The organism is Blastococcus sp. MG754426, from assembly GCF_021699055.1.
In the GTDB taxonomy this organism is placed as follows: Bacteria; Actinomycetota; Actinomycetes; order Mycobacteriales; family Geodermatophilaceae; genus Blastococcus.
Genome location: NZ_SSXC01000216.1, coordinates 1 through 231, shown reverse-complemented (window position 1 = coordinate 231; position 231 = coordinate 1). Strand labels below are relative to the sequence as shown.

1 protein-coding gene is annotated in these 231 nt (G+C 70.1%); it reads left to right on the top strand.

Annotation, left to right across the window (positions count from 1 at the left end):
* On the top strand, positions 1-231 hold a 231-nt coding region (locus tag E9549_RS24600; protein WP_236828909.1), incomplete at both ends, for a methyl-accepting chemotaxis protein.

Below are 231 nucleotides of genomic sequence, written 5' to 3'. Positions count from 1 at the left end.
ACGACGGCGACGGTGGCGAAGCTGGGGGAGTCCTCGGCGGAGATCGGCAACGTGGTGAAGGTGATCACGAGCATCGCGGAGCAGACCAACCTGCTGGCGTTGAACGCCACGATCGAGGCCGCCCGCGCCGGGGAGGCCGGGAAGGGTTTCGCGGTGGTGGCCAACGAGGTGAAGGAGCTGGCGCAGGAGACGGCGAAGGCGACCGAGGACATCGCCCGCCGGGTGCAGGCG